The organism is Altericista sp. CCNU0014, from assembly GCF_044923475.1.
GTDB lineage: Bacteria > Cyanobacteriota > Cyanobacteriia > Thermosynechococcales > Thermosynechococcaceae > JAAURS01.
In genome coordinates this window covers 3,807,302-3,833,832 of the sequence record NZ_CP137338.1, presented here as the reverse complement: position 1 = coordinate 3,833,832, position 26,531 = coordinate 3,807,302, and the positions used below count along the sequence as shown (strand labels likewise).

Below are 26,531 nucleotides of genomic sequence, written 5' to 3'. Positions count from 1 at the left end.
GGTTTTTGGGGAAATTGGGGGACGCTAAGGCGCGCCGTAACGCCCCCTTCACCCTATGCAATCGCCATTAAATGGCTGCTGCTTAGCTCCGCTTTGTTAGAGAGGGTGGCAATTTGAACCTGCTCTGCACCGCCTAACCCGTCTGGATCGAAGAACAGCTTGCCCGTAGCGCTGTCATAAATGAAACGATCGGTTGCCGCTGTCGCGCTAGCGCCCAGTCTAAACAAATCTGCTTGCAGAAGCGTACCCGCCTGTTGATCTAGCCCAAATTCCGACTTGGAAATTAGAATTTGGTCGTCAATGCCATTGAAGTCTCTGAGAGTGTCAAAGCCCTCTGTCCGAGTGGTCGTCAAATCAAAGCGGTCTTTGCCCAATCCGCCCGTGAGGGTATCCCGTTCTGACCCACCCATCAGATAATCATTGTCTCTTCCGCCGAGCAACTTGTCATTTCCAGCTCCACCTAGGAGTTGGTCATCACCATGGTTCCCTTTCATGAGGTCGTCGCCATCGCCTCCTGAGAGGGTGTTGGCAGCAGCATTACCGACAAGTGAATTATTGAGAGCATTACCCGTGCCGTCAATGGCCGCAGTTCCGATGAGGGTGAGATTCTCTAGATGGTCTCCTAAGGTCCAGCTGACCGAGGCTTCAACTCTATCAATACCAGCATTTGGTTCCTCAACGATGGAGGCTGCCGCACTATAGACGTAATAGATGTCGTTGCCGATACCGCCGAAGATGGAATCGCTGTTGGTAAAGCTCCTGAGCGCGATAGGGCTCGATACAGCGCTTATGTCGCTAGAGGTTAATTCGTAAGCACCGACATCGGGCGCTTTATCGCGAGAAATGCCGCGCTGATCGGTCGCGGGTGCCCCACTTACGCCGCTGTTAATGGCAGGACTGCCTTGTAGTAAGGGATGCACCCAATTCCTGCCAACTTGTTGTAGCGTATCTAACTTTAAATCGCTAACATACGTTGCTGTGGCAGTAACCTTGGGTCCTTTATTCCCTGTCAAAGTTTCAACAAGATTGCCGCCACCATCCTTTAATTGAAAATTGGTATTTCCTTGTCTCGTTTGCGTCGCTGTATTTTTAGCAAACAGGGTGTTTTTAAGCGTCACGTCTCGGACTAAACCACTCGTCCAAATTGCGCCTGCATCGCGTCCGGCAATATTGCCCGCAAGGGTTGAATTTGTAATCGTAACAGGTCTTCCATCTGGCACCAACAAAAAGATTCCCCCGCCCGCATCTTGCTGTGCCGTATTATTGGAAATGGTGGTATTTGTAATCGTAACGGCTGCGGTGTTGTTATTGACCCACAATCCTCCTCCTTGACCCGGGGAGACGTTGCGGGCAAGCGTCGTGCCATCAAGGGTAAGACTGCCGCCACTGTGCTCGATCGCTCCTCCTCGCCCGACATTGTATTTCCCACCCCGCGTTACGGAGTTGTCAATCAACGTACTATCTTTGACGATGTATTGGTCGTTGGTGTACCCCCACAGGTAGAGTGCGCCCCCGCCAGCAACCGATCGATTTCCTTCAAATCGGCTGCTCGAAATGGTAGTAGTTCCACCCAATGTATCGGCTTGACTGCCGCTGGCGCCATCCGTGAAAACAGCACCCCCTTGCTTCAAACTTTGATTGTTGCTAAAGGTCGAGTTTTCGATGCTCAGCGGAGCCAGTAGAACGTAGACGGCACCGCCATTTACACCCTTATTGTTTGCGAACGTGCTACCTTCGATTTCAAGCTTGCCCGTCCCGTTCGGACCTCCCGCCCCGTAAGTGGAGATCGCGCCAGCGCTAAATCCATCGCTAGCAATAGAGCCGTCATTACTGTCAAAAATACTATTGAGGACGGTTGCAGAACTGCCATAACCTATTTGAATGGCGCCGCCTCGCTCGGCAACATTATCTTTGAAGGTGCTATTTTCAACCGTTAAACGGCTGGAACCTCGGACTTTAATGGCACCTCCTTCACCAATCCCAGTCCCCTCTACCACCGCTCGACCGTCGATAAATGTCAATCCTGCAATCGAGACGTCGAGCAGGTTGTTAATCATGAAAATCCGACTTCGATCGCTGCCACTGATGGTGAGGTTGGGAGCGGCAGATCCATCGATCGTCACATTTTTAGTAATGGTAATTTCACCCGTTGTCAGGGCGATGGTCTGGTTTGCAAGATCGGAGGCAAAGGTAATGGTGTCGCCCGCCTGAGCCGAAGCGATCGCCGTTCTGAGAGACCCCACCCCACTATCGTTTGCAGTCGTAACCGTAATAATTGCCATGATTGCCCCCCGAGGATAGCGTGCGTTGAAAAAGCATTTCGCTATCTAAGGTGCCCAAGTTTATCGAGAATGCGCCAAATGCCCGCAGTAATTTCCACAGTTAATTTGGCCCCCGGTCTCTGGGCGTTCAAAGGTTTTACGGATCCCAGAAGGTCGATCTGCTGGCTGAGGGAGCCGATAGCGAATCGCGTAAAACTGCGCTCGCTATCCTCGAACGGCCATTTTCGCCTCTTGAATCCATCGCGCTACAACCCCTGCATTCGGGCAGAGATCTCGCCGTTGCATTGTCGAAACCTGGAGCCGCAAAATATGGCGGTGCAGCATAGACGGACTCATGTTAGAGAGCTGGGCTGCGGACGTGATTCCCGCATGGAGCAATAGCCCGCAATACTGGCAGCCAACGCTGCTCAGGTGCGATAGCTCTGCCAGCGCTATCCATTTGCGGACCCAGCGATCGGACATTTGCAGTTTTTCTGCTAACTGACGCTGTTTGGCAGGGGTCTGGGTGCGCTTGAGTAAAGCCGTCGTCGATTCGATCTCGAGATCGTAGAGTTTCTGACAATCTTGGGCGCTCATCCCCGGCAGTTCGGCGAGCGGCCAACCTTGAGGCGGCATTGAGGTGGTCATCGTTTAACGTTCGCGCGCGTCAAAAAGATCGAGGGGCAGGTGACCGCACATTTCGTTGATGCCATCGGCAAAATCGGACTGAAAGGCAATCAGGATGCCGCGACGATCGTCTAGATAAGGGCTGGCATAGCACGATCCAGAACGCGGGTTGAACTTGATGTAGACGGCACCATCGCACGGTTTCGCAACCGCTGGAGGTGTTTCGCCAAAAGCTTTTGCGTAGCTGTAGAGCGCGGCGATCGCCTCGTCCCAATCCGCCGCTAAAATCCCGAACATGTGGGTATCCGCGATGCTTGCCAAATGCAAAACCGCCTGCCGCACGGCGATTTTTTCCTCTAAATCGGCAATGGTTTTGACCTCAAGACAATTAAAAGGAGCGAGAATCGATCGGGCTCGCGCCGTTGTCATCGGACTCGTGGACTGCATTGCGGACGACCTCAACATTCATGACCTTGTTGCCATTCTCAATCAGAATCGCCATCGATGGTGAGAAGGCCCAGAAAAATTAAAGCGCACAGACATACCGTGCCACATCAGACGGTACCATGAGGGATGCAAAAGTCTGTACGCGTTCTCTCCCATGCCTGTCGCTCATATTATCGGTCTCGGTCGCTCTGGTGTTGCTGCTGCCCATCTGCTCAAACGAGATGGATGGGAGGTTTCGGCGAGCGACGCGGGACGCTCCGAACAACTCCTAGAGCAGCAGCAATCCCTTGCCGCAGAAGGCATTCCGGTATTGCTGGGCTGGCGTTTTACCCTACTGGCGCTGGCAGGAGAAAATCTTCCCAGACCCGATCGCCTTGTGGTCAGTCCGGGGGTGTCGTGGCAACTCCCCGCCCTTATTGAAGCTCGCGCCCAGGGCGTTGAAGTAATGGGGGAGTTGGAACTGGCTTGGCGCTATCTCAAGGACGTTCCTTGGGTCGGCATTACGGGCACCAATGGCAAAACGACCACCACCGCACTGGTCGCTGCCATTTTTCAGGTCGCTGGGCTAAAAGCTCCAGCTTGCGGCAATATTGGCTATAGTGCCTGCGAGGTGGCACTTTCTGGGGAGCCTGTAGATTGGATTATTGCTGAAGTCAGCAGCTATCAGGCGGAATCTTCTCCAACCCTTGCCCCCCGCATCGGTGTCTGGACGACCTTCACGCCAGATCATTTAGAGCGCCACAGCACGTTAGAGAACTATCGAGACATCAAGGCCGGCTTACTCCAAAACTCGCAACATCGGATACTGAACGGCGACGATCCTTACCTCCGTCAGAACCTGTCCCAGCGCTGGCCTGATGTCTGCTGGACTTCTACTCATCGCACATTGGAGTCGATCCCGTCCGTCCACACCTATATCGATTCGGGTTGGGTTTGCGTTCTAGGGGAACCGATCGTGGACGTTGACGTGCTGCGAATGCCGGGACTGCACAACCGGCAAAATTTATCGATCGCCGTGGCGGTCGCCCATCTTGCCGGGATTGACAAAACGGCGATCGCTCAAGCGGTAGCCTCCTTCCCCGGCGTTCCCCATCGCCTGGAATATATCTGCACTCACGATGGAGTTGCGTTTATCAACGATAGTAAAGCTACGAATTACGATGCCGCCCAAACAGGACTGGATGCGGTAGACGCTCCATCCATTTTGATTGCAGGTGGCGATCCGAAGGTCGGCGACGATACCCTCTGGATTCAAACCATTCGAGCAAAAGCTGCCGCTGTGTTGTTGATTGGCAAAGCTGCCCCAGTTTTTGCCAAGCGCCTCCACGAAAGCGGCTATCTTCAGTATGAAATCGTCGAAACAATGGAACGGGCGGTTCCTCGGGCTGCGGAATTCGCCCGACAGCATGGAGCGAAGGTCGTCCTGCTATCGCCCGCTTGCGCTAGTTTCGACCAATACCGAAGCTTCGAACACCGGGGAGACCATTTCCGCCAGCTTTGCGCGGCCCCGTTGTCATGCGCGGCTGCATTGCCGCCGCGAACGAAGCAATCATAAATAGCTTGATGGCAAACCAATCGAACCGCTCGACTTCTAAGCGGTTTGCGTCGAGATCGTGAGACTGCAAATCAAGACTGCCATCATCAGACTTGAGAGCCTCTCTGACGAGCGTGGCGGTTTTTTCTGGGTATTGGAGATTGCTCCATCCTTATCGCGATTTTGCCGCCGAACAAACGATCCAGCATTTTCGGATCCTATAGGCAAAATTTAACCGAGGGATAAAAAATAATTTTCCAGAACTTAAATCCTAAAAAAACAGTTAAAAAGCTTGAAAACCTCTGCCTGCATATAGTTCATCAATACCCGACTTTTTAAGTCGGGTATGTTTGACGCTTGTTTTTGTGCGTGCTAGTATCTAACGAACCGACTGGCAAACTGTCATCACTGAGCTTCGAGGCAAGGACGCAGGCGCAATGACCCAAAGCATTCTCACCCAAGACAAGACCGCTTACTTCAAAGGACTGAAGTGTAAAGAGTGCGGTACGGAATATAAAGCGGAGGCCATTCACGTCTGCGAGATGTGTTTTGGGCCTTTAGAGGTCAACTACGACTTCAGCGCGCTCAAGGGTAAAATCTCTCGCAAAGATATCGAGTCCGGTCCCAACTCTATCTGGCGCTACCGTCAGTTTCTGCCCGTCGAAACTGACAACCCCATCGATATGGGCACTGGCATGACGCCGCTGCTCAAGTCTCATCGTTTGGCCCGTCAACTGGGCCTTAAAAATCTCTACATCAAAAACGATGCGGTCAACATGCCCACCTTGAGCTTTAAGGATCGGGTGGTGTCTGTGGCCTTGACGCGCGCTCGCGAACTGGGCTTTACGACGGTTTCCTGTGCCAGTACGGGGAACTTGGCAAACTCTACCGCAGCGATCGCCGCCCATGCCGGACTCGACTGTTGCGTCTTCATCCCTTCCGATCTCGAAGCCGGAAAGGTGATCGGTACGCTGATCTACGCGCCCACGCTCATGGCAGTCCACGGAAATTACGATCAAGTCAACCGTTTGTGTTCTGAAGTGGCCAACACCCACGGTTGGGGCTTCGTCAATATCAACTTGCGTCCTTACTACTCCGAAGGATCCAAAACCCTCGGCTACGAAGTCATCGAACAACTCGGCTGGGAATTACCCGACCACATCGTCGCGCCGCTTGCTTCTGGTTCTTTGTTCACCAAAATCTATAAGGGCTTCAACGAGTTTGTTGAAGTCGGTTTGATCGAAGGCAAGTCCGTCCGGTTTAGCGGCGCTCAGGCAGAAGGCTGTTCGCCCATCGCGCAAGCTTACAAAGAAGGTCGAGACTTCATCAACCCTGTCAAGCCGAATACCGTCGCTAAATCCTTGGCGATCGGCAACCCCGCAGATGCAGTCTATGCCCTAGACATCGCTCGCAAAACCAACGGACAGGTCGAGTCTGTCACCGATGCCGAAATTATTGCCGGAATGAAGCTGTTGGCCGAAACCGAAGGCATCTTTACCGAAACCGCAGGCGGCACCACCATTGCCGTTCTCAAAAAGTTAGTAGAAGCAGGCAAAATCGACCCCGACGAAAAAACCGTCGTCTACATCACTGGCAACGGACTCAAAACAATGGAAGCGGTTCAGGGCTATATCTCAGAACCCTTCACCATTGAGGCCAACCTCGATAGCTTCGAGCGTGCCTTGGAGCGCTCCCGCACCCTAGAGCGCCTCGACTGGGAACCCGTCTTGGTCTAATTTGCCCGCCGCCCAACGTTCCTCAAACCAATCTTTACGTTGTTGAGAATCTAAGTTAATGTCCGTCAAAGTTTTAATTCCCACACCGCTTCAAAAGCTAACCAATGATCGAGCCACCGTCGAATGTCAGGCTGGCACCATTTCCGATCTGCTAGAAAACCTCGACCAAAATTGCCCCGGCATTAAAGCGCGGTTGTGCGACGAGCAAGGCGAATTGCGCCGTTTCGTCAACTTCTATGTCAATAATGAAGACATCCGCTTCTTGGAAGGCAAAAGTACAGCCCTTCAAGATGGGGATGAAGTCAGCATTATCCCTGCGATCGCAGGGGGGCGATCCGATACGTAACCATTATGGCAGACGAAACCGCACCTCAACCCCAAGAGCGAGCCGAAGCCCCTCAGGCGAAGGCCGCAAAAGCTGGAGCGACAGAACAAGCGAAAGCCGCAAAAGCGCCTAAGGTCGCAGTCGAAGGCGCAGAAGGAGCTGAAGCCCCCAAGGCGAAGGCCGCAAAAAAAGAAACGTTAGAAGATAAACCTTTTCCAGATTTTATTTCTCAGGATTACCTTCCAGCCCTAGAGAAAGCATTTGCGGCAAAAAATGTCTCCGATCTCGAGTTATCCTTTGTCGATAACCAAGTGTCGGGCCAGTGGTTAGACGGGCAAAGGCGATTCACCGTTTACTTTGCCCAGCCCAACCTCAACGCTGCGCGAGCGTTTTCCTGCGCGACTGGTAAGGCTGCGCCTAGCACTCTAGAACCATTTTTAGGAGACGAGCGCAAAATTACGTTGGACTTGTTAGTCTTTGGTGTGATTCAGCGCTTAAACGCTCAAAAGTGGTTTGGCAGCAATTAAAAATATTTATTAAAAATATTTACTGTTGCTGTTGCCGGAATCGATCGGTCATCGCTTGGGGTGGGAGCACTTCAGGATAAAAGGGGGGCTAGCGTGCTGCTAGTATGAGAGCGTCAGAAGCGCTCGCTTTCTCCAACTCACTTTCCTCTGTGTCTTTTTTATGCCTCAAAATCTGGTAATGACCTTTAGCGATCGCGCCCAAGCCCAGGCTGCTTACGAAAAACTCAAAAGCTCAGACCTAGCCCTCGGGCAGATCGATTTGCTAGGGACGGGTTATAGAACCCTGCAGGAGACAAATCTCTACGACCCCAACCAAGTTGCATGGCAGCAGGCCACGCGCATGCTGTATTGGGTGGTTCCGTTTGGGTTTGTGGCGGGGTTTAGCTTCAACGAAATTACGCACCTCGCGATCTTAGAGCGAGGTTCTGCCTTGGCAAACCATATTATTGGCGGTTTCTTTGGCGCGATCGCCAGTGCCATGGGCGGCTTCACCTTTGGAGGCGGAGGGCAATTTTTGATCGATCGAGAGAAAATGCCCTTTCACAAGCGGCTTAAGGCAGGTAAATACTTGCTAGTCGCTCAAGGAACGGAATTGCTGATTCGGCAGGCAAGTCGGATGCTCCAAGGCTTCCCCGCCGATAGCCTCCAATTTTATGAAGATGTAGACCGATAACGTGTCGCTCAGTACAGCCGCGCTTGGATCGATGGGCGAGGTTCGACGCTGTCCCATCCTGCTCGATCTGAAGTTAACGCCCAGATTGAGGATCGGTTAAGGTCAAATTCGATCCCTTCACCGCCGAAAATGAGCGATGCTCCTGTTAAATCCTGAATAAACTTGCTAGACTGAAAGCTACCTCCCTTAAAGTCTTTTTATATTTAATCGGCTTTTATTTTTCTATAGATTTAAACGCTTAAAAAATACTTTCTATGAATCATATATTTAATTATGTTTCCATTTTTGTGGATGGAAACAATATGTTTTATGCGCAGCAAAAAAATGGGTGGTTTTTTGACCCTAGAAAGATCTTAGAATATTTTACGCGCGAGCAGCACATTCGACTTGTCAATGCGTTTTGGTATACGGGGCTTAAAGATTATCAGGATCAACGCGGTTTTAGAGACGCTCTGATCAGCTTGGGCTATACGGTACGCACAAAATTCTTGAAAGAATACTACGACGATAATTCCGGGCGTTATTCTCAAAAGGCCAATCTTGACATTGAGATTGTCATCGATATGTTCAATACGGTCGAGCAATACAATCGCGTCGTTCTATTTAGCGGAGATGGAGATTTTGAGCGCGCGATCGAGTTATTGCGCTCTAAAAATACTCATATTACAGTTGTATCGACGGAAGGTATGATTGCCCGAGAGTTGCGGAACGTCTCCGATCAATATATCGATTTAAACAGCCTCCGCAGCGAAATCGAAAAATCGGACTTTTAAGGGCTGAATTCGTCCCGAAGCAATCGACTGCAGCATTCATCTGCCGCTACCGATGCGATTTGGCCGCGAGCGGCGGATTGAAAGGCATGTTGGAAGGTGCTGCGAATGGGTAGGACGTATCCTAGAATTGAAGGTGGATCGTTAAGACCTAAGGACATCTACCTTCAACTCAGTCGGGGTGAGCGTCTGCGGCTTGCGGGCATCCGATTAATTTTTTAGCGCAACGAGGTTTGAAACATTTGCCATGACAAACCAGCCGAGTCAGGTCGAGTCAGAGCAGGAGGCTCAGAATGAGTCAGGAAGAAGAACTCCAGATGGCGATCGCATCCTCATTTTTGACACGACGCTGCGGGATGGCGAACAATCTCCTGGTGCGACCCTCAATGTCGAAGAAAAGCTGATCGTCGCTCGACAATTGGCCCGCCTGGGTGTAGACATCATTGAAGCCGGGTTTCCCTTCGCCAGTCCTGGCGATTTTGAAGCAGTGCAGCGGATTGCCGAGACCGTTGGCATAGAAGGCGGTCCGGTCATTTGCGGCCTCGCCCGCGCCACCCGTCAGGATATTAAAGCGGCGGCTGACGCGATCCGGCCTGCTGCGCGGGGGCGAATTCATACCTTTTTGGCAACGTCGGACATCCATCTCAAATACAAGCTCAAAAAAACGCGGTCTGAAGTCATGGCGATCGCTGCAGAAATGGTGGCCTATGCCAAATCCTTCACTGCCGACGTCGAGTTTTCCCCCGAAGATGCGGGGCGCTCGGAGCCAGAGTTCCTGTACGCCGTTTTGGAGCGGGTCATTGCGGCTGGAGCGACGACCGTTAATATCCCCGATACAGTGGGCTACATGACGCCCGGAGAGTTCGGCGATCTCATTCGCGGCATCAAGGAGAACGTGCCGAATATCGATCGCGCTGTCATTTCAGTACACGGTCACAACGACCTGGGGTTAGCGGTGGCTAACTTTCTAGAAGCCGTCAAAAACGGTGCCCGTCAGTTAGAATGCACCATCAACGGCATCGGCGAGCGAGCTGGCAACGCTGCCCTCGAAGAATTGGTGATGGCCATGCACGTCCGCCGTCAATATTTCAATCCTTTTATAGGGCGTCCCGCAGACTCCGAAGCGCCCTTGACCAATATCGACACGCGCCAGATCTATAAGACCTCGCGGCTGGTTTCCAACCTGACCAGCATGTTAGTCCAGCCCAACAAGGCGATCGTGGGGTCCAATGCCTTTGCCCACGAGTCTGGCATTCACCAAGACGGCATCCTCAAGAACCGCCTTACTTACGAAATTATGGATGCCCAATCCATTGGATTGACCGACAATCAATTGGTCCTCGGAAAACTTTCCGGGCGCAATGCTTTTCGCTCCCGCCTCAAAGAGTTGGGCTTCGAACTGTCAGAGCAGGATCTGAACAAGGCTTTCGTGCGCTTTAAAGACCTTGCCGATAAGAAAAAGGAAATTACAGAGCGCGATCTAGAGGCGATCGTGCAGGATGAAACCCAGGCTCAATACGGTCTCGGCTATCAGTTAGAGCGAGTGCAAGTGTCCTGCGGCGATCGCGCGTGTCCCACGGCCACTATTACTTTGCGGACGCCTGACGGTCGAGAACTCACCGATGCTGCCGTGGGTACTGGCCCCGTGGATGCGGTTTATCGGGCGATCAATCGTCTCGTCGAAATTCCCAATCGCCTGATCGAGTTTTCGGTACAGTCGGTTACTGCTGGCATTGACGCCATGGGCGAGGTTACGATTCGGATTCAGCACGAAGACCGCATCTATTCAGGACATGCGGCCAACACCGATATTATCGTCGCGTCGGCGCAAGCCTACTTGAACGCGCTCAATCGACTGTTTAGCGCCTCGAACAACCCTGCCATTCATCCTCAAGGTTTTCAGGAAACGGCGGTTCAGGCTGTTGTTTCCGTTTGAGCGCGGTTTTTGCCTGCAATGTCCCTTGAATCTATTAAACCCGCTTCCAGGTTTTAGGATTGTTTTATTACTCTCATGAATGATTCGCTCCACGAACCTTTTGGCGCGCTTGAGAAACTGCGGCTAGAGCGCGATCGCGCCCTAGAGGACGCTGCTAAATGGCGGCGACGTTACGAAACAGAAGCCCAGCAGCGCCAAGCAGAAACGGCAGCGGCGGACGCGACCATCCGCAATTTGCGGGCAGAGATCTCGCAGCTTTGTCAGATTGGTCCTGCCGCGCGTCCTGCCGCACCCGCACCCCGGCCCTTGCTTCCCGCTCGGGACGGTCAAGCCAATACGGTCGAGCGCTTAAAGTACGAGCTAGCTCAACTGATCCAGTCCCACGACGAACTGGCGGCAGCCTTAACCCAAGAACAGCGACAGCATGCCAAAACCCGCGAGAATCTCATTAGCGCTCTGGGCGAGGCGTTACAGCGGACGAAATCGTCCTAGCGCTCAGAGGATAAATAATGGTGTCGTGTCGAGGGGACAGTCTCGATGAATTCTCATTCCCAAATATTCGAGCAAACCATTGCCATTCAAGCCTCCCTCGCAGCCGTCGATCGCACCATCGTCGATCGCCAACTCATGCATCAATGGCTCAATCCCGCCCTGCGTTGCGATCCGATTGGAGAGTGGAGTAGCGATCTGGGGGCCAAAAGTCGCTTTATCATCCAAGTGCCGCTCCTCCATCCAGCCCTCCTCAGCACCGTCGTCGAGCGGCGCTTGGGGTTAATCGTGTGGGAGTTCGATGGATTTTTTACGGGACGCGATCGCTGGGAAGCGGTCTCCACCGAAGATGGGACCTGCCTTACCAATCGCTTTGAGTTCCAAATTCCCAATCCTATCGTGGCTTTTGGGTTCAAGACATTTGCCGCCCGGTGGACCCAGGCCGATATGAAAGCGCAGCTCCTGCGACTCAAGCAGGTTGCAGAGACGCTTTGAGCGCTGCTGCCGACCGACCGAGCGATCGAGTGAAGCTAAAACTGAGACCGAATTTGGAACGAGTAATCGCCACCGGGTTCTAGACGATAATCTTGCTGCTCCAAAAATCGCCCGAGCGGTTCTAGAATCAGAGCCCGACCCAAGGAAGGAGAAACCCAGAGCTTACCTAACTTAAACTCCCACTGAAACTGCCACACGTACTGACTCGCAATCACCTCTCCCGCAATCTGGCCGTCTTGCCAAGAATGCCGAGTAACGCGAACGTGAGCCGTAGTATGGGGAAGACGTCGATCGCTCACACGCAGACTCATCTTAAAAAACAACCCAAGGTCTGCGCTTATTATCTAAGCCAATTTGCATTCGTGTCTACTGCGAAGTCAGACTTTGACAACATGCGTCTGGATGGAGCCGTTATCCTTCGATCGAAACCGTTAGAGATGTCTGCTGCTGGAGCAACCCGACGAGTTCTTCAACGCCTTTCTTAATGCGACGCGTTACCGTAACGGGACTGACGCCAATCCGAGCCGCCACTTCTTGGCGCGAATGCTGGTGTAGAAAAACCGACTCGATCATTTCGCGGGTTTTTTCTTCAAGCTGGTTGAGGGCGTGCTGTAACTCCAAACGCTCTTCTTCGTTGCCTTGCTGGATTGAAGTACGGACGTCCATGAGGGTGTCGCCTAAGGTCATGGCTGAATCGGCCTGTTGGTGGCTGCTGGAGGGCACGCGAGCGTTAAGGCTCAACGGCACCCGGTTCGAAGAGGCCAGCTTCACGGAGCGCCATTCGTCTAAGTTCACTTCCAAGGCCGCTGCAATTTCTCGATCGTTGGGTTGGCGACCCAATTCCATCGTCAGCGCTTGTCTTACCTTCTCTCCATCGCGGCTGAGCTGCTGCCAACGGCGCGGAATTCGAACGGTATTGGCGCGATCTCTGAGGAAATGTAAAATCTCGCCCCGGATGTAGGGGACGGCAAAGGAGCTGAACGCATAGCCTTGGGACGGGTCGAAACGCTCGATTGCGGTAATGAGTCCCAGATAACCGCACTGCTCTAGATCTTCGTAGGGTTCGGCGCACTGATGGGCCAAGCGATGGGCTACTTTCCGGACCAGACCCAGGTTGAGCTTTACGAGGCGATTGCGCAGCTGAACGGACGGACGCTGGCGATAAGCCATGAGCAGTTCGATGGTTTGGGAATGAGAAGAAGTTTGGTAAGCCATAATGGGAGTCCGCTTTCATTGATGAACCATTACGTCCAATTATCGGCAGACCTCGCACTCAGAACCATCGTTAAAACACGGGTTTTGGCGGAGAAGCGTGTTGAAACTTCTCCGCACAATTACTTAAGTAATTTCACATACATGCATATTCGAGCCGAGTCGCTGACGTGCCACAGTTCCAAGACGCCTACTCCATCGTCTTCTCATCCCGCGCTCTTTTTTAGGTTGCCCTGTTTGAGACTCTTTTTGACCTACTCCGCTCCGCTCAATTAATTTTTTTTCTAAAAAGAAATTTATGAATGCCCTGTTTTGCGCTCAAACAAAAGGGTCATCCGTGAATGTACTGAAATCTCCCTAAAATCCAACGGTATTGTCGCGCTTTTAACGGACTTTAATCCGAGCGACTACCTGCGCGATCGCCCTAAAGGAGCGTCGGATCTGGGTCGAGCTTGCCCTCAACGGTGTCAGCGCCAGCCGACGCTCCGAGATAAAGATTGGCGATCGCGTCGAACTGCATTAGCTCGGTTCTCCTGGGATGACCTAACCTAAAAGAAGTCCACTCCAATAAATATTTAAAGAGGTGCTCCATGGTTGCATGGTTGCAAGAGACCGGCGAGATCTATCAAGGGCAGTTTGGAGAATTTACCGTGACAGCCCAGGACCGATTGGGTGTCGTTTTATACCGAGTTGGGTTGACCGTTGCGGCAGCAGCGTTTGGCATCGGAACCGTATTAACCCTAGGTTGGAGTCTCCAGCCTGGCTTAGCTACTACAGTCCTCAATGTTTTGTTTGCGTTGTTTTGTGCGGCACTGGGACTCAGTCTTTGGACCATTCACATTTACCTCAAACCCCTTCACATTGCCCTTCAGCTCTGTTGGGGCCTCGGGTGTGCGGCGGCGCTGGCCATTTCGATCCTTCAACCTGAACCTTTACTCGCGACGCTTTACCCCCCCTTTGCCCTCGAACTCATAGGTGTAGGGTTTGTCTTCGTCGCACTGACAGGACTTTTTGTCAAAGAAGCCTTTTGCTTCAATCGGTTGCAGGCTAAAGCATTAATATTGCTAGTGCCCTCTTTACTGTTGGGACATTGGCTGGGCGTATTGACCGTCCCCGTCGAAAAAAGTTTGCTCGTTGCTTGGGCGATTCTATTTCTGTGGTTTGCCTTAGATAAAGACACGCAGCGCATTCCTCCAGACGTCGGCGATAAAACGGTTTTCGACTACCTTCACCAAGCGCGTCACGCTAAAGTAAGCTAACGGTTAACCTCAATTTAGCGCTGTAAAATTATACGATTGCAGATTAAAAGATTGACAGAACGGGGGCGATCGCTAGAGAATCTATGTTCATTGTGGTTTTAATAAATAGTCTATGAAGTTAAAGTTTCTTGCAATCGTATCTGCTGTGGGTCTCGTTTTACCCCTAGGAGCCTGTGGTTCGGGTTCGGAAACCCCAGCGGAATCCCCGGCTGCGTCCCCAGCGTCCCCAGCAGCTCCAACATCGCCAGCTGTTTCTCCTGCGGCGTCGCCCAAGTCGCCTTAACCTGCCTGTATGCGGTTGTCGATCGCTCGATCGGCTTTTCTGTAGAATGTGCGTAATGGCCAGTTTGTTGTAATGAGGAGTTTGATAATGACGAACGTTAAAGTTTTAGGATCTATTCTTGCGCTAGGTATTGCCGCAACCTTGGGTGCCTGCGGCGGCGGCACCACCGATACTCCAGCAGCATCTCCCACTGTTTCTCCCACTGCTACTGCTTCTCCTTCTCCTTCTCCCGCGATGTCTCCTAAGTCTCCTTAACTCATTTAGGATTGCAAGACGGCCCTAGGGGGGCTTGTCGCGTATCTCAAAAATCTATCCCTTGTTTCGATCGAAAATTGTTCGTTCTAAACAGTCAGGCAATGCCACTGGCAGCCTGGCGTTAAATGTCCCGCAATCCTCTTCCTTGAGGTCGTTGTCGGGACATTTTGCTTGAGCTTGAGTTAACCTAAAATTTAGCATCGCAACTATTAAACAACTCCCTAAAAATCAATCCTTCTACCGCGCGATAGGCCATCCGTAAATCCCGTCGGACGTAAATTAATGGTTTAGCTATGCCAGTCAAACTATTTCTGTTCTGTATCGGTACGGGTTGGACTGTGGGGATCGGCTGTCTCTCGAGTGGCGCTCAAACGATTTCCTTGTCCGAAGATATTCCCGAAGAGGTATTGCAGCTACAGATCGAGGTGCGAGCAAATTCTCAGCTGACAGGTCTTCCGCAGGATGCGGCAACCTATGCCCGAGAACAGCAGCAGCTTCAAGTGGCGGTGACGGATGTCCCCCCGCAACTGTCTCCAGAGCTAAAGCTGACGGTCGGCCTCCTACGGATTCGCAAGCTCTTAAAGGGTATATTTCCGTTCTTTTAAGCGTTTTGGACCATCAAAATGGATTTGACGATGAGAGATTTCAGCCGATTGCGGCACCAGCTCCCTTGCTGTGAAACTTCGGCTCGCTGATGCCAGACGAAAGACAGCTATGGATGGGGTTGGGTTGCCGGCGCGGAGCCTCGGTAACTTTGTTCGACGATGCCATCAACGCCACCTGCGAACGCTTTGGAGTCGATGTGACGGCGATCGCCGGGGCAGCCACTTTGGATGTAAAGCAGACAGAAGCCGGACTGTTGGAATTCTGCGCGACCCGAGGCTGGCCGTTGATTTTCTTTACTCGAACCGAGCTGCAGACCTGTGCCGCACCCCATCCTTCTACGGCGGTCGAGGCCGCAATCGGGGTGTCCAGCGTCTGCGAAGCTGCTGCCCTTAGGGCGGCGGCCCAGACCCATCCGGATGCGCTTTGTTCGATCCTCGTACCGAAGCAAATCCTTCGACGCGCCGTAGAATCGGGGGTTGTCACGATGGCGATCGCCCAGACTCGTTCCGTTCGGCGCTAAAAGATCTGCGAGGTCATAACGAATCGCTGACGTTTCCATAAGATTTACTCAACTTATCTCGATACTTTCTGTTATGGGAGCGCGAACCTATCGGGGTATGATGAAAATATTAATGATCGTCTTAAAGATTTACGATAGGAAATCGTCATGACAACGTCAGACGCCACAGATAACGCGGCAGATAACAACGGCACATCCGACTCTCAACTGGCGACCGGCAAAACGGCTGCCCTTGCCACCACGACCAGCAAAACTGCCGGTCGTCGCAAAGTCGGCGCGGCTAAGTCAAAGGCCATCGAACTCTACCAGCCTTCCTCTCTTCCAAACATGCGACCCATTGCATCGTCGGGGTTGGATATTGTCAAGGAAGATACCAGCTATCCAGGGTACCGCCCTGTCAGCGCCGCTCACCTCGTAGTGATCAACGACCAAACCTTGCCCAATCAGCGCCCTGTCGTCAAGTCGGGTCTCGTGATTGTAGATACGGACACGCTGCCGAACCACCGTCCTGTGGTTGCGTCTAAGTTTCCTCTGCCGAACTCAGAGTCTTTGCCGAACCATCGGCCCATTGCTTCGAACCAAATTGACGATCCCTACGAACTCATGGGTTTCCTGGATTAGCGTCGAGCAGCATCTCGTAGGGGAGCAAGGCCTTGCCTTGCTCCCCTATCACTTTTCTTAGCCCGTATTGCGCATTCCAGCGGCAATTCCGTTAATGGTGAGCAGCGCGCCGCGCAATAGCTCGGCTTTACTGGTGGTAGGCCCAAAGGTGACCGCATTGTGATGCTCTCGAAGCCGCTTTAGGAGAAGAACCTGTAGAAAGTTAAGCGGTACGATGGAGCCGTTGCGGAGCTGTACGGATCGCTGTAGGTTGATATCCCCATCTAAAAGTCGCTGGTGGCCCGTAATCTTCAGGATCAGGTCCCGCGCCAGGTAGTATTCTTGGGAGATTTGCTCGAATAGCTGTTCGAAGCGCGCCACATCTTCAGGGTCGCTTAGCTGTTCCACGTAATGGTGGGCAATCTGGAGGTCCACTTTAGAAAGCGTCATCTCAACCTTCGAAATCACCATCTTAAAAAACTGCCATTTGAAGTAAAAGTAGCGCAGCAGCGAAAGATGGTCGGCTTCGTTGATGTCTAAAAAATCTTTGAGGGCAGTGCCAACACCATACCAGGCGGGCAGCAGAAAACGGCTCTGGGTCCAGCTAAAGACCCAAGGAATCGCCCGCAGGCTTTCGATGCTTTTTTTCTGCTGGGGTTGGTTGGGGCGTCGAGCGGAGCGAGAGCTAATCTGAAGCTGGCTAATTTCTTGGATGGGCGTTACTTGATGGAAAAAATCGACAAAGTCTTCTTGCCCGTAGACTAGCTCCCGATAGCGATCGCGCGATCGCACCGACAGCTGCTCCATGATGTCGTGCCACGGCTCGATGTAGTCAATGGTCGAGTGCAGGAGGCTCGCTTGAATCACAGCTGTGGTAATCGTTTCCAGGTTGTACAGCGCCAACTCCGGTAAAGAATACTTGGACGCGACCACTTCCCCCTGTTCGGTGATTTTAATGCGACCGTTCACGCTGTTGCCGGGCTGGGCTAGGATGGCCTCGTAGGCAGGCCCGCCGCCGCGCCCGACCGAACCGCCGCGTCCGTGGAAGATTCGCAGGGTGACGCCATAGCGCTGTGCGGTTAGGTTGAGGACCTGCTGCGCTTTATAAATTTCCCAGTTGCTGCTGAGGAACCCGGAATCTTTATTGCTGTCGGAATAGCCCAGCATTACCTCTTGCAAAATATAGGAGGCAGGCTCCTCTGCAGGGTTTTCTTGGAGAGGAGCTTCGGAAGAAGAGGGCGATCGCCTGTCTGAGGCCAGATAACCCAGATAAAACGGCAGCTCGAACAGCCGGGACATGATACCGGGCGCTTGCTTGAGATCGTCCACTGTCTCGAACAGTGGTACCACTTCGAGCGTGCCCGTACCCGTCACCGGATCGTAAAGTCCCGCTTCTTTGGACAACAACAACACCTCTAAAAGGTCGCTGGCGTCGTGGCACATGCTGATGACGTAAGTGCGACAAATTTTGACGCCAAACTCTTCCTGGAGCCGTCGGATCATCCGGAAGGTTTCGATGGTTTCTTTCGTAGTGTCGGAGAAGGGCAACTCCGTCGGAATCAAAGGCCGACGGGTTTGGAGTTCTGTCGCCAGCCAGAGCGCGCGCTCGTCCTCGGAGAGATCGTTGTAGGGTTTGGGCAAAATTTGGAGGTACGACACGACCTCTGCTAGGGCATCGGAATGACGAGTGCTTTCTTGGCGAACGTCTAACTCCACCAGGTTGAACCCAAAAATCTCGACCTGACAGATCAGGTTATCGAGTTCCCGACAGGTCAGACCCGTTTCCTGAAGGTTTTCGCGAATCAGCCGCAGTTCGGCTAAAAACTCCTGCTCCGAAGCATAAAAGTGGGGCTGGAGTCCGATGGTCGAGGGGGATTGGGTGGCAGGGGGCGCGCCCGTGTGGGGCGTGACAAGGGGGCTTTGGGATGTGACGTGCTGCTGGTTGCGATCGCCCGTATTCTTGAGCCGCTCCAGAATGTAGGTCAGCTTGAGGCGGTAGGGCTCCTGGCGAAAACGAATCGCCAAGAGGTTGTAGATATCCGGCATCAGGAGCTGGTCTTGTTCTAAAGATTCCAGCAGGCTGGGCAACACATCGCTCCAATGCATCGACAGGCTCAGCAGCGTCACCAGCTTTTTGACCGACTCGATGTACTTTTCCAGGACTACATTGCGTTGATAGCAGGCCGTCTGCCAGGTGATGTCCGGCGTGACCGAGGGGTTTCCATCTCGATCGGCCCCCACCCAGGACCCGAAGCGACAAAAACTATAGCTGGGGGGTTTCAGCTTCGGGAAATATTGCTGGATCGATTGGGTCAAACGCCGATGCAGTTGGGGGATGGAATGGAACATCACCTCTTTAAAATAGTGCAAGCTGTATTCCACCTCATCCATCACGGTGGGCTTAAACTGATGCAGCTCGTCGGTGCGCCACCAAAACCGGATTTCTTCCATCAATTCGGTGCGCAGGGCATCCACCTCCCAACTGGCGCGCACGTGAGCGGCCAGCCCGGCCTCGACACTATCGAGCCGTCCCAAGATTTTGGCAATGCGGCGCTGCTTGTCTCGAATCGTTTGGCGCACGATTTCCGTCGGGTGGGCTGTAAAGACGAGCTTTACGTCCAGCGCGTCAATGAGCTTCTGAATGTGTTTGGGAGGAACGTTCAACCCTTTCAGCTTGGGAAAGAGCGACGAAAATGTTCCGGCGTTTTTGCCAGATGAGGCTTGGCGATCGTAAAGGCTGCTTTCTAAACGCTCTTTTTGCCCGCTGCGAGAATCTGCAAAATGGAGCGCGTTGGCCCCGCTCAAGGAAGATTCTGGCCGAGGTCTTTCTTTGAGGATGTGGCTTGAGTCCTCCAATGGCTGACCGGGGCTGTGGGTGCGGATAATGCTGTCTTCTTGTTCGTAATGCTGTTCGACGGTATTGATGAGCTGAAAATAGAGTGCAAAGGCGCGCGCGGCTCGGACGGCTTCCTCCAGCGCCAGTTTCTCGACAACTTTCAGAACTTCGGTTTGCGGGATGGTCGGGGCTTGCCCCTCAGGCGAGCACATCGCTCGCAACTGCTGGAGTAAATCCACGAGTTCTTGACCGCATTCTTCGCGCAAGACGGCTTCTAGAAGGTCTTCGATGACCTTGATCCGATGCTGCAGCAGTAAGTCGATGCTGGCATGGGACAGCAGATCTCGATTGGCACGATTTAGGGTAGAACTCATACGCAAAGATGCACTCAGCCCAGCAAGCTTACTCGATAATTCTAGGGGTATCCTTTGGATTTAGAAAGGAACCTCACTCTATGTTGGCGTTTTTTCTGAAGGAGACCCGCATCTACCCGCGCAAAAGTTGCCAACTTCCCGACGCGTCACTATCGTACCGCCCTAGGGCGATCGCTATTCTGTACGCCCGAACACCTTCTGTCTAAAATGGGAAGCCGTTCGCCCTGCAGCAGGCTCTCGCTAAATTGACCCAACTGCGTCAACTGACGTTCCACTTGACGCAGGGCAACCAGTCCCAACAGTACTGGAATCGCGATGAGTCCGAGCGATCGCTCCAGCCCCGCAGCGTTGCTCCGCTCCTGAGGCCCGTCGTTTTCGGGGGATTTATGACTCATGACCGATCGCCCATTCTTTGGCCCAAGTTAGGCGAGCTTCTACCTCCGCTTGAGTTGCGGCTTCGCAATATAACCGTAGCACGGGTTCCGTCCCGCTAAAGCGGATCAAAACCCAGCTTCCGTCTGCCAGCCGCACTTTGAACCCGTCGGGGTCGGTTATTTCGCTGACGGCAATGCCCAAAATTTCTGTGAATGGGCGCTCCTTGAGTTCTCGAATCAGCGCTTGTTTGGTGGCATCGCTCGAAAGGGTCAAGTCGATCCGATCGTAGGCGCTGCTGAATCCAGTGCGGCGTTGCAGGTCTTGGTAGAGTTCGCTGAGGTCTTTGCCGCTGATGGCGATCGCCTCCAGGACGTACAGCGCCGACAGCAGCCCGTCCCGTTCGGGGATGTGAGTGCCAAAGCCGATGCCGCCGGATTCCTCGCCGCCCAAGAGCACGCGGCCCGTTTGCAGCATCCGATCGGCGATGTATTTATAGCCGATGGGGGTTTCAAAGACGGGCAAGTTAAACAACTGCGCCACCTTGGGCATCAGGTCCGACCCGCTCACGGTTTTAATAAACTCTCCCGTCAAGCCGCGATTGCCCGCGAGGTGCTCCACCAAAATGGGAATCAGAATTTGCGAACTCAGGAAATTGCCTTGACCGTCCACCGCTGCAATGCGATCGCCGTCGCCGTCAAAGACAAACCCCACGGTCACGCCCTCGGCTTTTCCAGAAGCGGCGCGATCGCGAATGGTTTGCAATAGCTCCGGCATGTACTTGGCCAGTGGTTCCGGCGCAGTTCCGCCAAAGAGGGGGTCGTGGGCGGAACGCAGTTCGCGGACGGGACAGCCCAAGACCTGCTCCAAGCCTGTGGCGGTGGCCCCGTGCATGACATCGACATAGACTGTAATTCGACCGCTGGCGATGGCATCCTGAATCGCGGTTAAATCCACCTTGGAACGCAAAATCGCGCAGTAGTCGGGCCAGGGATTGAAGCGTGTCAAGGTGCCTGACGTCTGGGCCGGAACCATGGGCTGACCGAGCTGGGCCTGTATTTCTTGAGTAATATGGGGCGCGACGGACCCACCAAAGGCTCCCTTCACCTTGAGTCCAGAGTAGGCTGCTGGGTTATGGCTGGCGGTAATGACCAGGCCGCCTAACGCCCCGTACTGCTTTACGGCCCAGCTCACGGCGGGGGTGGGGACAAAGGTGTTGGAGAGCATGACGTCAAAGCCCGCCTGCTGCACGGCGATCGCCACGGCTTCAGCAAACTCTGGGGACAGAAATCGACGGTCGTAGCCCACAACGATGAGATTGCTGTCGCGGGTTTCAGCGCTATAGGTTTGCTTTAGGACTTGGGCGGCAATGGGCGCAACTTGGCCCAGCCGCTCAAAGGTAAAATCTCCGGCAATAATCCCCCGCCACCCATCAGTACCAAATTCAATCGGAGCCGGGGTTAGTCGGATCGAGAATTGAGCGGCCATGAGATGGATCCTTATTTAATCAGTTTGAATTTGCATTTGCATTTGCGAAGGATTGAATGCAAAGCAATACGCTCTGCAATGGTTTTATTTATATCACGTCCCAACCGTTCTACCGGAAGGCGCGCTGACACTAGGTGAATAAACATAAAATAAACTGCATCTCGACCGCAAGTTTTCCGACAGCAGCTTACATTACAGGATAGCGATGTTTTTTCTGCAATACCGATTGAGGAAATAATTATGCCCGTTATGAAACGTTGGGGCAGCATTTTATTGTCTATCTGCCTCTGTGGATTACTGCTATTCAGCTCGGGCTGTGCAAGCCAGCCACCCTCTTCCTACGCTAAGGTGCAGCAAGAGACCACTCAACGGGGGGCACCGAAGGCTATTGCAAAAGACGCTACTCAAGGGAGCCAGTTTAATAAATATTTTCCAAAGTCTGCCAATGGCTACGAGCGCGTCTACGTCCAGGAGAAAAAGGGCTTTGCCGAAGCCAAGCTGAACAAAGATGGTAAAAATGTAGCCATGCTCTCGATTTCGGATACCAAGAGCCTGCCCAGTGCGGCCCAAAAATATGCCAGCAGCACGACAGACATTGCGGGATTCCCTTCTTTAGAGATTGGTGCCACCCAAACGGGGATTTTGGTGGGCGATCGCTATCAGGTCAAGGTCCTGTCCCGCGATCCGTCCTTTACAAAGGCCGAGCGCCAAGCCTGGATTCAGAATTTCGACCTCAACGGACTATCGAAGCTCCGTTAATTCAGTCCCCCTACCTTTGGAGTTCCTATGAGCAAACCCATTTACGAACTGGTTGACGAACTCCCCAATGGTGGAGTAACCGTCATGGCGCTAAGGTCTCTTGATTTTGTAATTCCTGGCGAATGGCAAAACTTGATTGGCTTCAATAACACCATTACTGCCGTCACGGGCGAGTCCGATCCTGCCATGGTGCAGGCCATTGGAGAGCGAGCCGTCGCGCTCTTTAACGATAAGTCTCAAGGCTATCAAAATGCCCTCTGGCTCTATCAAACCGTAGACAGCGCCTCCGGTGCCCTGGGGGCGGCGGCCATGGCCAATAAAGTAGGCCAAGATATCTCTTTTCTAGGATTTTTGCAAAACCTGACGCCCAAGCCGGAAAAAGCCCAAAGTATCGATCTCTCCGTCAAGCTGGTGGTTGAGTTAGTCGCCTTCTGTCAAATTAACGGCATCCCTGGCGACAGCATCGGAGATTTCTTGGCGGCCTTGGGCGACTACGGCGGCGAGTCCTTGATGCGGATGGCAGCCTTGGTTTGCTTTGACGGGTTAGTTCCCCTCGGGCCGGATTTTGCCCTCAAGGGGCTCTCTACCTTGAACAACATGCAGCCCAAGGAATTGGAGGAGAACAACACCTTCAAGGGCGTGCGATCGCTGATTCCAGGGGGTGATTCCGCCGGGCAGCTTTCGTTTATAACCAGCAGCGTCGATTCTGTAAAAGGTTGGATGACGGATTTTGTAGACTCGCGCGGGTTAACCCCGGAGAGCGTTGTGGACAACCTCACCAAGTTTGTGGAGGTGTCTAAGGACAAGCTGGATTACCTCGGCGCGTTTTTAGACATGACCGCCCACTACTATTCCCATACTGGGGTCCAGACCCTAGCACGGCGGCTGATCGAACGAGCTGTAGCAGAGCTGTAGTCTCCAAGCAGCCTATTTTAGCGCTGGGATAAAGCATCGCGATCGAATCGCGATGCTTTTGTTTTTGGAACCATAAGCAAACAATAGGCTCTGCCCTAGGAAGGTTTTGAAGATTCTGTCCGTTGAAGAGATGCGCAGACGGGAAACTGTTGCTAAAATTTTAAGCAATCTTATGAAATGTAACTAAATTCGAGCCTCACCCACCCTTAACTTCAAGCAAATAAATTCCTATGACAGATAGTTCGGTTCAGGCATCGCTGTCACCGGTTGAGAGCCTCCACGGTTCAGTTAATGGCCATCCTCCGACCGTTGCCCCCGACGCAGCGAAGCGCGACGACGCGATAGAGCTCGCCCAGACGATCGGGTTTGCCCAGCGTCACATTGGACCGAATTCCGAAGAACTTCAGGCCATGTTAGACACGCTAGGGCTAGCTTCCTTGGCCGATCTGGCAGACAAAGCCGTGCCCGCTTCCATTCGGCTGAAGTCGCCTCTGAAGCTGGAGCCTGCTGCTAGCGAGCACCAAGCGCTGGGGATGTTGAGGGCGATCGCCGACCAAAACCAAGTCTTCCGCTCCTATATTGGCTTGGGCTACTCCGGCTGCATCACGCCTCCGGTCATTCAGCGCAACGTCCTCGAAAATCCAGGTTGGTACACCCAATACACCCCCTACCAGGCCGAAATTGCCCAGGGTCGCCTGGAGGCATTGCTGAACTATCAGACGATGGTGACGGACCTGACGGGGCTAGAAATTGCCAACGCCTCTTTGCTGGATGAAGGCACCGCCGCCGCTGAAGCCATGGCCATGTGCTTCAACCTCAGCAAAAAGAAAGAAGCCAAGACGTTTTTTGTCTCCCAAGACTGCCATCCCCAAACCATTGCCGTTGTCCGCACCCGCGCAGTGCCCTTGAACATCGAGGTAGTGGTGGGCGATCGCCAAACCTACGACTTTGCCGTGCCGACCTTTGGCGCACTGCTCCAGTACCCTGCAACCGACGGCACCGTATACGACTACCGCGAGTTTGTCGAAAAAGCCCATGCGAGCGGCGCACTCGTCACGGTCGCCGCAGATTTATTGAGTTTGACCTTACTGACCCCGCCCGGCGAATTTGGGGCGGATATTGCCGTGGGTAATACCCAACGCTTTGGCGTTCCCTTTGGCTACGGCGGGCCTCACGCGGCCTATTTTGCGACGAAGGATGCTTTTAAGCGTCAAATCCCAGGCCGGATTGTGGGCGTGTCCCACGACGCGCAAGGCAATAGCGCTTTGCGGTTAGCCCTCCAAACCCGCGAGCAGCACATCCGCCGAGATAAAGCGACGAGCAATATCTGTACCGCTCAGGTGCTGCTGGCGGTGATGGCCAGTATGTATGCGGTCTATCACGGGCCGACGGGACTCAAGCAAATTGCCACGCGGACCCATCAGCTGACTTGTCTGCTGGCCGCAGGCTTGGGCCGTTTGGGCTACGCCGTCAAAACAGAACGATTCTTCGACACGATTCAGGTGGATTTGGGCGCAACAACCTGGAGCGAATTGGCAGGGCGATCGCAGTCCTTCCGCATCAACTTCCGTCCCGTGGACGAACAGACCGTCGGCATTTCCCTCGACGAAACCGTCTCGGTGCAGGACGTGTGGGATATTTTGACGGTCTTTGCCGGAGATGCCGCATTAGACTTCACCCTAGAGACTCTAATCGACACGCTTGAGTCGGGTTACGCAGCGCCCTTTGCCCGCACGAGCGCGTATCTAACCCATCCGGTTTTCAATCAGTACCACTCGGAAACCGAGCTGCTGCGCTATATCCAGCGCTTGCAATCGAAGGACTTGTCCCTCACCCACTCCATGATTCCCCTCGGCTCCTGCACCATGAAGCTGAACGCCACGGCGGAGATGATTCCGGTGACGTGGCCCGAGTTCGGTCAGATCCATCCCTTTGCGCCCGTCTCCCAGACCCAGGGCTATCAGGTTCTCTTCCGGCAGCTCGAACAAATGCTGGCGGAAATTACGGGATTTGACGGGATTTCTCTTCAGCCCAATGCGGGGTCTCAAGGGGAATATGCAGGACTGCTGGTGATTCGGAGCTACCACGAAAGCCGGGGCGATCGCCACCGTACCGTTTGCCTCATCCCCGACTCCGCCCACGGCACCAATCCGGCCAGTGCCGTCATGGCGGGCATGAAAGTGGTGGTGGTGGGCTGCGATGACGATGGCAATATCGACATGGCCGATCTCAAAACCAAAGCAGAAGCCCATCGCGACGATCTGGCGGCGTTGATGGTGACTTACCCTTCCACCCACGGGGTTTTTGAGGAAGGCATCCGCGATATTTGCGACATCGTTCATGCCAACGGCGGTCAGGTTTACATGGACGGGGCCAACATGAACGCTCAAGTCGGTCTCTGCCGTCCGGCGGATTTTGGGGCGGATGTGTGCCACCTCAACCTGCACAAAACCTTCTGCATCCCCCACGGTGGCGGCGGTCCGGGGATGGGACCGATTGGCGTAAAGGCCCATCTGATTCCCTTCTTGCCCAACCATCCCCTTACGACCGTGGGTGGCGACCAAAGCCTCGGCCCGGTTTCCGCAGCGCCCTGGGGGAGTGCCAGTATTTTGCCGATTTCTTGGATGTACATTGCCATGATGGGGCCTGACGGCCTGACGGATGCCACCAAAATCGCAATTCTGAATGCCAACTACATGGCTCAGCGGCTAGATCCGTACTACCCAGTGCTGTTTAAGGGCACGTCCGGGCTGGTGGCCCACGAGTGCATTTTAGATCTGCGCCACCTCAAGAAATCGGCGGGGATTGAGGTCGAAGACATTGCCAAGCGTTTGATCGACTACGGGTTCCACGCGCCTACGGTGTCTTGGCCCGTCCCAGGCACTATTATGATCGAGCCAACGGAAAGCGAATCCAAGGCCGAGCTGGATCGCTTTTGCGAAGCCATGATTGCCATCCGCGCTGAAATTGCTGAAATTGAGGCGGGTCAAGCGGATCCCCACGACAACCCCCTCAAGTACGCGCCCCATACCGCTGCGGTCGCGACTGCCGACCAGTGGACTCATGCCTACTCCCGCCAGCGGGCGGCATTCCCAGCCTCTTGGACGCGGGAGAGCAAGTTTTGGCCAGCGGTGGGACGGATTGACAATGCCTTTGGCGATCGCAATTTGGTCTGTAGCTGTTTACCCGTAGATGCCTACGCTGATTAATATTGGCGGTGGCTGTGTATGCA

Annotated in this window: 27 protein-coding genes; 17 read left to right on the top strand and 10 right to left on the bottom strand. The window is 53.5% G+C overall.

Annotation, left to right across the window (positions count from 1 at the left end):
* Positions 1-53: 53 nt before the first annotated feature.
* The 3 genes from R6H26_RS18285 to R6H26_RS18275 form a co-directional block, all read right to left on the bottom strand.
* The gene (locus R6H26_RS18285) at positions 54-2,282 is read right to left on the bottom strand and encodes a choice-of-anchor Q domain-containing protein (protein ID WP_404784411.1); all 2,229 of its coding nucleotides are present in this window, start codon (positions 2,280-2,282) and stop codon (positions 54-56) included.
* 204 nt (positions 2,283-2,486) lie between these two features.
* Positions 2,487-2,909, bottom strand: coding sequence for a DUF4332 domain-containing protein (locus tag R6H26_RS18280; RefSeq protein WP_404784409.1), 423 nt, complete (start codon positions 2,907-2,909; stop codon positions 2,487-2,489).
* 3 nt (positions 2,910-2,912) lie between these two features.
* Positions 2,913-3,335 (bottom strand): DUF1824 family protein, encoded by a 423-nt coding sequence (locus R6H26_RS18275; protein ID WP_404784407.1) that lies wholly within the window; start codon positions 3,333-3,335, stop codon positions 2,913-2,915.
* Between the two features lie 154 nt (positions 3,336-3,489).
* Between R6H26_RS18275 and murD the strand changes: the two genes are divergently transcribed.
* From murD to R6H26_RS18245, 6 genes are all read left to right on the top strand, one after another.
* Entirely contained in the window at positions 3,490-4,890 is a 1,401-nt protein-coding gene (gene murD, locus R6H26_RS18270) for a UDP-N-acetylmuramoyl-L-alanine--D-glutamate ligase (RefSeq protein WP_404784405.1), read from the top strand.
* 416 nt (positions 4,891-5,306) lie between these two features.
* Entirely contained in the window at positions 5,307-6,605 is a 1,299-nt protein-coding gene (thrC, locus tag R6H26_RS18265; RefSeq protein ID WP_404784403.1) for a threonine synthase, read from the top strand.
* A 58-nt stretch (positions 6,606-6,663) separates the two neighbouring features.
* Positions 6,664-6,951, top strand: coding sequence for a MoaD/ThiS family protein (locus R6H26_RS18260; RefSeq protein ID WP_404784402.1), 288 nt, complete (start codon positions 6,664-6,666; stop codon positions 6,949-6,951).
* Between the two features lie 5 nt (positions 6,952-6,956).
* Positions 6,957-7,457, top strand: a complete 501-nt coding sequence (locus R6H26_RS18255) for a DUF2996 domain-containing protein (protein WP_404784400.1) — start codon at positions 6,957-6,959, stop codon at positions 7,455-7,457.
* A gap of 160 nt (positions 7,458-7,617) precedes the next feature.
* Positions 7,618-8,130 carry a hypothetical protein gene (locus tag R6H26_RS18250; RefSeq protein ID WP_404784398.1) on the top strand — a complete coding sequence of 171 codons (513 nt, stop codon included), beginning with the start codon at positions 7,618-7,620 and terminating at the stop codon, positions 8,128-8,130.
* A 254-nt stretch (positions 8,131-8,384) separates the two neighbouring features.
* Positions 8,385-8,903, top strand: a complete 519-nt coding sequence (locus R6H26_RS18245; protein ID WP_404784396.1) for an NYN domain-containing protein — start codon at positions 8,385-8,387, stop codon at positions 8,901-8,903.
* On the opposite strand, the gene R6H26_RS18240 is transcribed toward R6H26_RS18245, so the two are convergent.
* Positions 8,900-9,061, bottom strand: coding sequence for a hypothetical protein (locus R6H26_RS18240; protein WP_404784395.1), 162 nt, complete (start codon positions 9,059-9,061; stop codon positions 8,900-8,902). The genes R6H26_RS18245 and R6H26_RS18240 overlap by 4 nt on opposite strands.
* 86 nt (positions 9,062-9,147) lie before the next feature.
* Here R6H26_RS18240 and R6H26_RS18235 point away from each other — a divergent pair, with 86 nt between their 5' ends.
* From R6H26_RS18235 to R6H26_RS18225, 3 genes are all read left to right on the top strand, one after another.
* A complete protein-coding gene (locus R6H26_RS18235) occupies positions 9,148-10,836 on the top strand; it encodes a 2-isopropylmalate synthase (RefSeq protein ID WP_404784393.1) in 1,689 nt (562 codons plus the stop codon).
* Positions 10,837-10,911: 75 nt separating this feature from the next.
* Entirely contained in the window at positions 10,912-11,328 is a 417-nt protein-coding gene (locus R6H26_RS18230) for a hypothetical protein (RefSeq protein ID WP_404784391.1), read from the top strand.
* A 45-nt stretch (positions 11,329-11,373) separates the two neighbouring features.
* Complete coding sequence (locus R6H26_RS18225) at positions 11,374-11,820, top strand: SRPBCC family protein (protein WP_404784390.1); 447 nt, start codon at positions 11,374-11,376, stop codon at positions 11,818-11,820.
* A 35-nt stretch (positions 11,821-11,855) separates the two neighbouring features.
* Here R6H26_RS18225 and R6H26_RS18220 read toward each other — a convergent pair whose 3' ends face one another.
* From R6H26_RS18220 to R6H26_RS18210, 3 genes are all read right to left on the bottom strand, one after another.
* On the bottom strand, positions 11,856-12,119 hold the full coding sequence (locus R6H26_RS18220; RefSeq protein WP_404784388.1) for a DUF3146 family protein: 264 nt from the start codon (positions 12,117-12,119) through the stop codon (positions 11,856-11,858).
* A gap of 112 nt (positions 12,120-12,231) precedes the next feature.
* Entirely contained in the window at positions 12,232-13,035 is an 804-nt protein-coding gene (locus tag R6H26_RS18215) for an RNA polymerase sigma factor SigF (protein ID WP_404784386.1), read from the bottom strand.
* Between the two features lie 421 nt (positions 13,036-13,456).
* The gene (locus tag R6H26_RS18210) at positions 13,457-13,624 is read right to left on the bottom strand and encodes a hypothetical protein (protein ID WP_404784384.1); all 168 of its coding nucleotides are present in this window, start codon (positions 13,622-13,624) and stop codon (positions 13,457-13,459) included.
* Here R6H26_RS18210 and R6H26_RS18205 point away from each other — a divergent pair.
* The 5 genes from R6H26_RS18205 to R6H26_RS18185 all read left to right on the top strand — a co-directional run bounded on the left by R6H26_RS18205 (position 13,623) and on the right by R6H26_RS18185 (position 16,576).
* Positions 13,623-14,291, top strand: coding sequence for a DUF2301 domain-containing membrane protein (locus R6H26_RS18205; RefSeq protein WP_404784382.1), 669 nt, complete (start codon positions 13,623-13,625; stop codon positions 14,289-14,291). The genes R6H26_RS18210 and R6H26_RS18205 overlap by 2 nt on opposite strands.
* A 370-nt stretch (positions 14,292-14,661) precedes the next feature.
* Positions 14,662-14,829 (top strand): hypothetical protein, encoded by a 168-nt coding sequence (locus R6H26_RS18200; protein ID WP_404784380.1) that lies wholly within the window; start codon positions 14,662-14,664, stop codon positions 14,827-14,829.
* Positions 14,830-15,122: 293 nt separating this feature from the next.
* A complete protein-coding gene (locus R6H26_RS18195) occupies positions 15,123-15,434 on the top strand; it encodes a hypothetical protein (protein WP_404784378.1) in 312 nt (103 codons plus the stop codon).
* An 89-nt stretch (positions 15,435-15,523) separates the two neighbouring features.
* Positions 15,524-15,955: a cobalamin biosynthesis protein gene (locus R6H26_RS18190; RefSeq protein WP_404784376.1), complete on the top strand. Its 432-nt coding sequence runs from the start codon at positions 15,524-15,526 to the stop codon at positions 15,953-15,955.
* 147 nt (positions 15,956-16,102) lie between these two features.
* Positions 16,103-16,576 carry a hypothetical protein gene (locus tag R6H26_RS18185; protein WP_404784374.1) on the top strand — a complete coding sequence of 158 codons (474 nt, stop codon included), beginning with the start codon at positions 16,103-16,105 and terminating at the stop codon, positions 16,574-16,576.
* A 57-nt stretch (positions 16,577-16,633) separates the two neighbouring features.
* Here the strand turns inward: R6H26_RS18185 and ppc are convergent, their stop codons facing one another.
* The 3 genes from ppc to R6H26_RS18170 form a co-directional block, all read right to left on the bottom strand.
* The gene (ppc, locus tag R6H26_RS18180) at positions 16,634-19,765 is read right to left on the bottom strand and encodes a phosphoenolpyruvate carboxylase (protein ID WP_404784372.1); all 3,132 of its coding nucleotides are present in this window, start codon (positions 19,763-19,765) and stop codon (positions 16,634-16,636) included.
* Positions 19,766-19,914: 149 nt separating this feature from the next.
* A complete protein-coding gene (locus tag R6H26_RS18175) occupies positions 19,915-20,160 on the bottom strand; it encodes a hypothetical protein (RefSeq protein ID WP_404784371.1) in 246 nt (81 codons plus the stop codon).
* Entirely contained in the window at positions 20,150-21,625 is a 1,476-nt protein-coding gene (locus R6H26_RS18170) for a phosphoglucomutase/phosphomannomutase family protein (protein ID WP_404784369.1), read from the bottom strand. The genes R6H26_RS18175 and R6H26_RS18170 overlap by 11 nt, the downstream gene beginning before the upstream one ends.
* 240 nt (positions 21,626-21,865) lie before the next feature.
* Here R6H26_RS18170 and R6H26_RS18165 point away from each other — a divergent pair, with 240 nt between their 5' ends.
* From R6H26_RS18165 to gcvP, 3 genes are all read left to right on the top strand, one after another.
* Complete coding sequence (locus R6H26_RS18165; protein WP_404784367.1) at positions 21,866-22,384, top strand: hypothetical protein; 519 nt, start codon at positions 21,866-21,868, stop codon at positions 22,382-22,384.
* 27 nt (positions 22,385-22,411) lie between these two features.
* Entirely contained in the window at positions 22,412-23,299 is an 888-nt protein-coding gene (locus R6H26_RS18160; protein ID WP_404784365.1) for a hypothetical protein, read from the top strand.
* Between the two features lie 230 nt (positions 23,300-23,529).
* Positions 23,530-26,508: an aminomethyl-transferring glycine dehydrogenase gene (gene gcvP, locus R6H26_RS18155; RefSeq protein WP_404784364.1), complete on the top strand. Its 2,979-nt coding sequence runs from the start codon at positions 23,530-23,532 to the stop codon at positions 26,506-26,508.
* Positions 26,509-26,531 lie beyond the last annotated feature (23 nt).